The 8,300-nt window shown below is 66.5% G+C and carries 7 protein-coding genes; 3 read left to right on the top strand and 4 right to left on the bottom strand.

All coding sequences use genetic code 11. The features are described from left to right. Window positions 1–81: 81 nt before the first annotated feature. Genes CQY20_RS32415 through CQY20_RS32405 form a run of 3 tightly spaced genes read right to left on the bottom strand, consistent with a single transcriptional unit; the run spans window position 82 to window position 3,195 of the window. Window positions 82–771: a response regulator gene (locus CQY20_RS32415; RefSeq protein ID WP_097945236.1), complete on the bottom strand. Its 690-nt coding sequence runs from the start codon at window positions 769–771 to the stop codon at window positions 82–84. Next, window positions 768–2,318, bottom strand: a complete 1,551-nt coding sequence (locus tag CQY20_RS32410) for a sensor histidine kinase (protein ID WP_097945234.1) — start codon at window positions 2,316–2,318, stop codon at window positions 768–770. Before CQY20_RS32410 ends, CQY20_RS32415 begins: the two co-directional genes overlap by 4 nt. Next, window positions 2,215–3,195, bottom strand: a complete 981-nt coding sequence (locus CQY20_RS32405) for an alpha/beta hydrolase (RefSeq protein WP_234816519.1) — start codon at window positions 3,193–3,195, stop codon at window positions 2,215–2,217. The genes CQY20_RS32410 and CQY20_RS32405 overlap by 104 nt, the downstream gene beginning before the upstream one ends. A gap of 119 nt (window positions 3,196–3,314) precedes the next feature. On the opposite strand from CQY20_RS32405, the gene CQY20_RS32400 reads away from it, so the two are divergent. Continuing rightward, on the top strand, window positions 3,315–4,718 hold the full coding sequence (locus CQY20_RS32400; protein ID WP_097945232.1) for a cation:dicarboxylate symporter family transporter: 1,404 nt from the start codon (window positions 3,315–3,317) through the stop codon (window positions 4,716–4,718). 92 nt (window positions 4,719–4,810) lie between these two features. Here CQY20_RS32400 and CQY20_RS32395 read toward each other — a convergent pair whose 3' ends face one another. Beyond that, entirely contained in the window at window positions 4,811–5,125 is a 315-nt protein-coding gene (locus CQY20_RS32395; RefSeq protein ID WP_097945230.1) for a hypothetical protein, read from the bottom strand. Window positions 5,126–5,327: 202 nt separating this feature from the next. On the opposite strand from CQY20_RS32395, the gene CQY20_RS32390 reads away from it, so the two are divergent. Both CQY20_RS32390 and CQY20_RS32385 read left to right on the top strand, forming a co-directional pair. Further along, window positions 5,328–6,449, top strand: coding sequence for an alpha/beta fold hydrolase (locus CQY20_RS32390; protein WP_234816518.1), 1,122 nt, complete (start codon window positions 5,328–5,330; stop codon window positions 6,447–6,449). Window positions 6,450–6,518: 69 nt separating this feature from the next. After that, entirely contained in the window at window positions 6,519–8,150 is a 1,632-nt protein-coding gene (locus tag CQY20_RS32385; protein WP_097945227.1) for a long-chain fatty acid--CoA ligase, read from the top strand. Window positions 8,151–8,300: the final 150 nt, after the last annotated feature.

The raw sequence follows: 8,300 nt of genomic DNA, 5'->3' as shown, positions 1-8,300 counted from the left end.
CCCTGCACCCGTCAATCATCCCGAAAACCCCAGCAGAACCACGCCCGCCACGCGGGATTAATTCAGCAGGCTCCTAGCGCTTCAGCGCCACTGGTAGCGGGTCTTGGGCCGACCGGTTTTGCCGTAATCGGTGCGGCGGATGACGGTGCCCTCGTCGGCGAGTCGTTCGAGATAACGCCACGCCGTCACCCGCGAAACGCCGACCCGCTTGGCCACCGCATCGGCGGTGATTCCGTCCTCGGAATCCCTTACCGCACGGGCGATCTCGTCGTTGGTGCCCGCTGCGGCGCCCTTGGGCGCGGTCGACCTGTCGCCCGCGACCCGCAACTCGGCCAGCGCGCGATCCACCTCGGCCTGGCTGGCCGCGTCGATGCCGGCGGGCAGCGCTTCGCGATAACGCCGGTAGCGCTCCAGCCGGTCGCGAAACGCCGCGAACGTGAACGGCTTCAGCAAATACGCCAGCGCACCGTGGCCGACGGCGGCCCGCACCATCTCGAGGTCGCGCTCGGATGTGATCGCGATGATGTCGGGCGCGGGACGCAGACTCGACATGCCCGACGCCAGCGCGATCCCGTTGGCGTCAGGCAGCCCGATGTCGAGCAGCACCAAGTCGATCGGCGCGTCGTTGGCCGCGGCGTCGGCGGCCGCGCGCATCGCGTCGCGGGCCGTGTGCGCGACCGCTGCGACCGTGAAGCCCTCGAGTCGTTCGAGATAGGTCTGGTGCGCGTCGGCGATCAGCGGCTCGTCTTCGACGATCAAGACGCGGATCATGAATCGCTCACCGTCACCGTCACCACCGACCCGTATGTCACGTCGGCGGTCAGAGTACCGTTGTGCCGCTTGACAACCTGAGACACCAACGCCAGCCCGAGGCCGCGGTGCTCGGCGTCGGTCTTGGTCGAGTAGCCGCGCTGCATGGCCTTCTCGAAGGTGGCGGCGTCCATGCCCGGACCGCTGTCGGCCACCCGGATCAGCAGCGCGTGATCCTGCTGCGTGACGGTGACCTCGACCCACGGATTGTCGCGGTCGCAGGCGTCCATCGCGTTGTCGATCAGATTGCCGAGGACGGTCACCATCTCCTGCCCGCTCAGCGGCACATGGTCGGTGTCCGACGGCAGATACGTGTCCTCAGTGACGGACAACTCGATGCCGCGTTCAGCGGCCTGCGCGGTCTTGCCGAGAAGCAGTGCGACAAGGGCGGGTTCGCCGACATCGGCGGACAGGCGGTCCACCAGATGCTGCGACAGCGCCAGTTCGTCGGTGGCGAATTTGACCGCTTCCTCGGGGCGGCCCATCTCGACCATGGTGACCACGGTGTGCAACCTGTTCGCGGCCTCGTGCGCCTGCGCGCGCAGCGATTCGGTCAGCACCTGCAGCGAGCTGAGTTCACCGAGCGCGCCCTGCAATTCGGTGCGGTCGCGGATGGTGACCACTTCGGTGTCCTGCGACCGGTTGTCCACCCGCGACCGGTTGACCACCAGCACGCGTTCGTCGGTGACGTGCACTTCGTCGCGCGCCCCCGGATTGTAGGTGCGCAGGAACTCGGGAAGGTCATCCATTGCGACCGGCCCCGGCGGCAGGCCGAGCAGGCGGCGTGCCTCGTCGTTGACGAGCGCCACCCCGGTGCGGTCGAGCACGATGAGCCCTTCGGACACCGAATGCAGGATCGCGTCGTGGTGCTCGTACATCACCCGCAGCTCGTCGGGCCGCAGCCCGTGGGTCTGTCGCAGCAGACGGCGCCGGATCGCCCAGACACCCACAAGCGAAATCGCCAGCGCCCCAGCGCTGACCGCAGCGATCATCGGCCACTGCGAACGCCATCGCTCGGCCAGCGTCTGCTGGGTAATGCCCGCCGACACCAGCCCGACGATGGTGCCGGACTCGTTGCGCACCGGCACGATCGTGCGCACCGACGGGCCCAGCGTGCCGGTGTACACCTCCGTGAAGGTTTCGCCGCGCAGCGCCGGTTCGATGGTGCCCAGGTAATGCCCGCCGATCTGGCGCGGATCGGTGTGGGTGAAGCGGATCCCCTCGGGCGACATGATGGTGATGAACGCGATGTCGGTGTCGGTGCGCACGGCATCGGTCACCGGCTGCAAAATCTCGGTGGCTCTTCCGGATTCGATGGCCTGAGCCGTCGACGGCGATTCCGCGAGGGCGGTGGGGATGCCGATCACCTGTTGGCGGGCAGCCATATCGCCGTCCTGACGGGCATCAAGTAGGGCCAGCACGCTGCCCGCGAGCACGATCACCGCGATCACCAGAATCTGCAAGGCGATCGCCTGGCCGGCCAGCGACCGCGGCCACCACCTGCTCACGACGTGCCCAGCTCCTTGGCGGCGAACGCCAATATTTCGTCGCCGCAACCGACGGCCACGAAATGCCCTGCCCCCTCGACGGGATGCCAGATCGCGCGGGCGTCGCGTCGGCCACCGCCTTGTTGATCGGGTCGGGCACCAACGCGTCGTCAAGACCCTGCCAGAGGTGAATCGGTCGCTGGATCGAGCCGACATCGAAAGCCCAACGGCGATACAGTAGTTCGGCATCTTCGACCAGGCCTGCGGAGCCGTGTGCGAAGCATTCGGCGCAGGTGTCGGCGAATTGCTCTGCAACGTCCGGGCGAAGCAGAATCTGGCGGTCGTATTCGGTGACCTTGTTGATCAGCTGCTTGACAAAGCTGGTGCGGAAGCGCTTGGCGCTCAGCCCGAGAAGGGCATACATCAACCGGAACTCGGGCTTGAAGTGCAGCGCCAGGGCGCCACCAAGCGCGTCGATCTTCGAAAGGTGTTGTGCGGCAGAGTTGTCGCCGAACGCGCCGTAGCTGCCCGGCGAGATGCTGCTGACATGGCGCAGGCGGGCCGGGTCGATATAGGCGGCCGCCGCGAGTGCCCACGGTCCGCCCTCAGACCAGCCCGTCACGCCGAATTCCTGATATCCCAACGCATCGGCGACGGCGAGGAGGTCGTCGGCCCATCCCTTATACGTCCGGTTCTTCTGCGGGTCAGACGCGCCCATGCCGGGGCGGTCGACGCATATCAGCCGAATGCCGTTGGTCGCGGCGGCGTCGGCCAGCAGGTGCGCTTCCAGTCGGCTGCTGGGGCCGCCGTGGTTGTGCAAAACGAGCGGCCCGTCCGGGTCGCCGACTTCGGGGAACGCAAGCTTGCGGCCGTCCGACGTCGTCACGACCTCAGCCATGCCGCCCGCCTCTCATCAAACGTGTCCCTGAACGTAATGAACTAAAACGTGACCTGGCTCACCTACTGGCCGAACCTACTTGCACATCACTTTCGATGTCGACTTTGGAGGAAGGCTGTATGACCGTCATCGACCGACAACCGCCGGCAGGAGATCCGCCGTCGTCCAGTGGCGGTTCGGTTCCTCGCGCACGCAAGGACCGCACGCACTGGCTTTACATCGCAGTCATCGCCGCCGTGCTGGTGGGCATCGCCGTCGGCATCCTCGCGCCAGAGGTGGGCAAGAGCGTCGCCGTGCTGGGCACGATGTTCGTCGCGCTGATCAAGATGATGATCGCGCCGGTGATCTTCTGCACGATCGTGTTGGGCATCGGCTCGGTGCGCAAGGCCGCGACCGTCGGCAAGGTCGGCGGCCTGGCGTTCGCCTACTTCATGGTGATGTCGACGTTCGCGCTGGCGATCGGCCTCGTCGTCGGCAACATCATCCACCCCGGCAGCGGCATGAACCTGACCGAGAGCGTCGCGGGCGAGGGTGCCGAACTGGCCGAAAAGGCGCACGAGTCCGGTGGTTTGATCGATTTCATTCAAGGCATCATCCCCGAAACGCTGCTCTCGTCGCTGACGTCGGGCAGCGTGCTGCAAGCCCTTTTCGTCGCGCTGCTGGTCGGTTTCGCGCTGCAGGCGATGGGTAGCGCGGGCGAGCCGATCCTGCGCGGCATCGAGCACCTGCAGAAGCTGGTGTTCAAGGTCCTCGTGATGATCCTGTGGCTGGCGCCGATCGGCGCGTTCGGCGCGATCGCCAACGTGGTTGGGCAGACCGGCTGGACCGCGGTTGCTCAGCTGCTGACGCTGATGCTCGGCTTCTACCTCACCTGCGTGCTGTTCGTGTTCGGTGTGCTGGGCGCGCTGCTGCGCACGGTATCGGGTGTGTCCATCTTCAAGCTGGTGCGCTACCTGGCCCGCGAGTATCTGTTGATCTTCTCGACGTCGTCGTCGGAGTCCGCGCTGCCGCGGCTGATCGCCAAGATGGAGCACCTCGGTGTGGACCGCAGCACGGTCGGCGTCGTCGTCCCGACCGGCTACTCGTTCAACCTGGACGGCACAGCGATCTATCTGACAATGGCGTCGCTGTTCATCGCCGATGCGCTGGGCAGCCCGCTGTCGGTCGGCGAGCAGATCGGCCTGCTGGTGTTCATGATCGTCGCGTCCAAGGGCGCTGCGGGCGTCACCGGCGCCGGGCTGGCCACGCTGGCCGGCGGTCTGCAGAGTCACCGCCCCGACCTGCTCGACGGTGTCGGCTTGATCGTCGGGATCGACCGGTTCATGTCGGAGGCCCGCGCGGTCACCAACTTCTCCGGAAACGCGGTCGCGACGCTGCTGGTCGGGTCGTGGACCAAGACGGTCGACCGGGACAAGGTCAACGCGGTGCTGCGCGGCGACGATCCGTTTGACGAACTCACGATGGTCGACGACGAGCACGTCCGGCCTGCCGCCGAGCCGGAGCGTGTTCCCGCGCCTGCCTGAGGCGCAATGAAAGGCCCGACCGGAACCGCTCCCGGTCGGGCCTTTTCCATGCTTGTGTCTGCTTGTGTCTGCTTGTGTGTGCTTGTGCCGCGTCAGTGCCGGCTGCAGTCCAGCGTCACCGAGATCGACTGGCTGACGACCTGTAACACCAACGCGTTGTCGCCGTTGTTGCCAGGACCCACGTAGGGCACCCACTGGGTGACCTGCTTGGGGTTGCGAACGTTGGTGACCACGCATTCCGACATCGGCGCCGTGCCGATCTTGTCGATGTTGACGGTGTAGCCCTGGTCGCGCAGGCGGTTGATCGTCTGCTGCGCGCTCTCGTCGGCCGATGCGATCCCGGCTGGCGCGGCCAGCGCAGCGCACGCACCCACGGCCGCAGCTGCGAGCGTCCATTTGTTGCGCATAACCGCACCTCTCGTAGTCGTCGGTCAATGATCCCCTAGATAGATCGCCTGGGACACACATTTAGTTCCCAGGTCGCCGTGATCATCCGGTGAACAACGCGAAATCGCATGTCGTGAGGTTCATCGCGAACTGACCTAACCGTAAGCAACCCCACAGCGCTGAGGTTGGGCATCGTCTTCGCCGGTGGTTAACCATGGGGGCGTGACTCAGACACCCGCGATGGCCAGGGTTCGACTGTCGCACCAGGTCATCACCCTCGACGACGGGCACAAGGTCGGCGTGACCGTCGGCGGTCGAGGCGTGCCGCTGGTCTTCTTGCACGGCATCGCACTCAGCGGCCGGGCCTACGTGCGGTTGCTGAGTCGGCTGGCTGGCATGGGATTCCTGGTCATCGCGCTGGACGCGGCGGGGCACGGCTTCACTCCGAACCTGCCGCGCGAGTCCGGTGACCTGAGCCACCGTGTCGACCTCACGCTCCGTGCGCTGGACGCCCTCGGGGTGCGCAAGGCGGTCTTTCTTGGCCACTCGATGGGCGGACGGATGATCGTCCAATTGGCGGCGCAGGCTCCCGAGCGGGTGCTGGCCGCGGTGCTGCTGAATGCCGCCGCGGGCGCCCCGTTCGACGAGTCGATCCGCGCGCCGGTCCGGTCACCTCGGCGGGCGGCGCGGGCGTTGATGAACGCGGCCTACGACGCACCTGGCGATCCGCGCCGGCTGCCGATGCCCGAACGCAAGCGGTATGCGCGGCAGATGGCCGCCGCCCTTGCCCGCAATGTACGCACGCCGCTGGGGTTACCGGGTGCCCTGCGGGCGATCATCACGTCCGGCGACTACACGCCGATGCTGGAGGCGATGCGCGAGCAGAGCGTGCCGACCATCGTTGTGCACGGCGAAAAGGACCGCGTGGTGCCGTTCGACAGCGCCCGCGATATGGCCGAGCGCGCCGACGCCACGCTCTACCAGGTGCCCGGCGCCTACCACTCGTGGATGCTGGCCCATCCGCGGCAGGGCGCCGACATGATGCGCCAGCTGCTCGAGGCCGAACTGGGTGACGTGTTGCGTGACGCGGCACGCGCACACCGCATCGTCGGCGTGCCCGGCGGCTGGGAGCGCGTGTTGCTGACGGCGGATTCGCCGCTGCACGAGCTGGAGGAGCGGCCCGTCGACACCGTCGGCACCGAGGCGCTCGAGCCCGTCGAGATGGACCGGCTGCGCAGCGTTACACCCCCGCCGCGGGTACGGCGCTTCGGCTGGTTCGACAGCTGGCGGCGCAGGCGGGGGTCCGGTTCAGGCGGTTCGCCGAGAACTGCCTACATCACCTGAGCATCGGGTTAGCATCGCGACCATCTGGCCGCGCAGGGCTACGGCGCCCTAACCCGAGGGGGTTGTCCGATGGACAGCACGATGCAGGATGTCCCGCTGTCGATCGCCACGATCATGCGATACGCGTGCACTATGCACGGCGATCGCACAGTGACGACGGCGACCGGCGACGGATATCGCCACACCACCTACCGCGACGTGGGTGAGCAGGCCGGTCGGCTGGCAAATGCATTGCGACGCATAGGCATTACCGGCGACCAGCGGGTGGCGACGTTCATGTGGAACAACGCCGAGCACTTGGTGGCGTATCTGGCGATCCCGTCGATGGGGGCGGTGCTGCACACCTTGAACATTCGCCTGTCGCCCGAACAGATCGCGTTCATCGCCAATGAGGCCGAAGATCAGGTGATCATGGCCGACCTGTCGCTGGCCGGTGTGCTGGCGCCCGTACTACCGCAGCTGGAGACCGTGCACACGGTGATCGCCGTCGGCGATGGCGACGTCGGCGCGCTGGAGTCGTCGGGAATGACCGTGCTGCGGTACGACGAGCTCCTCGCGGACGAGTCGCCGGCGTTCGACTGGCCGCAGCTCGACGAGCGGTCGGCGGCCGCGATGTGCTACACGAGCGGCACGACCGGACATCCGAAAGGCGTTGTCTACAGCCATCGTTCGAGTTATCTGCATGCGATGATGACCAATACAGCCAATGCAATCGGGGTTCGGTGTGACGACAAGGTCCTGCCGATCGTCCCGATGTTTCACGCGAATGCGTGGGGCATGCCGTACGGAGCGATGATGGCGGGCGCGGCGATCGTGATGGCCGACCGGTTCATGGACTCGAAGTCGATAATCGACCTGATCGAGACGCAGCGGCCGACGATATCGGCGGCGGTGCCGACGATTTGGAACGACGTCATGCATTGTCTGGAATCCTCGGAAGGACACGATATTTCCTCGTTGCGGCTGGTCGCTTGCGGCGGGTCGGCGGTGCCGATGTCGATGATGAAGGCGTTCGAGGAGCGTTACGGCGTCCGGATCATCCAGGCGTGGGGGATGACCGAGACGTCGCCGCTGGCGACCATCGCGTGGCCGCTGGCCGGCGCGTCGGACGAGGAGCACTGGGGGCAGCGCGTGACGCAGGGGCGCCCGGTGTGCGGGGTGGAGGCGCGGATCGTCGACGACGACGGCAATCCGCTGCCGCATGACGGCAAGGCCGTCGGCGAGGTGCAGGTGCGGGGCCCGTGGATCACCGGCGCGTACTACCGCGGCCGCGACGAGTCGAAGTTCGACCACGGCTGGCTGCACACCGGCGATGTCGGCCGCATCGACCCCGACGGCTTCATCACGCTGACCGACCGCGCGAAGGACGTCATCAAGTCCGGCGGCGAGTGGATCTCATCAGTGGAGTTGGAAAATCACCTGATGGGACACTCCGCGGTGGCCGAGGCCGCCGTCGTCGCCGTGCCCGATGAGCGCTGGCAGGAGCGGCCGCTGGCCGTCGTCGTCGTTCACGAGGGCGTTTCGGTGACCGCTGGCGAATTACGGGACTTCCTACGCGACAAGGTGGTTCGCTGGTGGCTGCCCGAGCGGTGGGCGTTCATCGACCGGGTCCCGCTAACCAGCGTCGGTAAGTTCGACAAGAAGACCATCAGGGCCCGTTACGCCGAGAACGTCTACGAGGTCATCGAAATCCACGACTAGTTCGTTGCCGGCGAGCCCCTTTTCCGGCGAGCCCCCTTTCTTCCCGCGAGCAGACGCTTATGTCCGCAAAGTCCCAGGGCGATTTCTGGGGGTGATTGCAACAGCCACCTTGTTGGAGGTTGTTGTGTATCTGAAGGCTTATCCCTGGAT

Origin of the sequence: Mycolicibacterium agri (genome assembly GCF_002553505.1) — a bacterium.
Classification (GTDB): domain Bacteria; phylum Actinomycetota; class Actinomycetes; order Mycobacteriales; family Mycobacteriaceae; genus Mycobacterium; species Mycobacterium agri.
This window is presented reverse-complemented; position numbering and strand designations above follow the sequence as displayed.

Bases quoted from the DNA above. Each gene is read 5' to 3' on its own strand.
- CQY20_RS32415 (WP_097945236.1), bottom strand. From the start codon at position 771: ATGATCCGCGTCTTGATCGTCGAAGACGAGCCGCTGATCGCCGACGCG.
- CQY20_RS32405 (WP_234816519.1), bottom strand. From the start codon at position 3,195: ATGGCTGAGGTCGTGACGACGTCGGACGGCCGCAAGCTTGCGTTCCCC.
- CQY20_RS32400 (WP_097945232.1), top strand. From the start codon at position 3,315: ATGACCGTCATCGACCGACAACCGCCGGCAGGAGATCCGCCGTCGTCC.
- CQY20_RS32395 (WP_097945230.1), bottom strand. From the start codon at position 5,125: ATGCGCAACAAATGGACGCTCGCAGCTGCGGCCGTGGGTGCGTGCGCT.
- CQY20_RS32385 (WP_097945227.1), top strand. From the start codon at position 6,519: ATGGACAGCACGATGCAGGATGTCCCGCTGTCGATCGCCACGATCATG.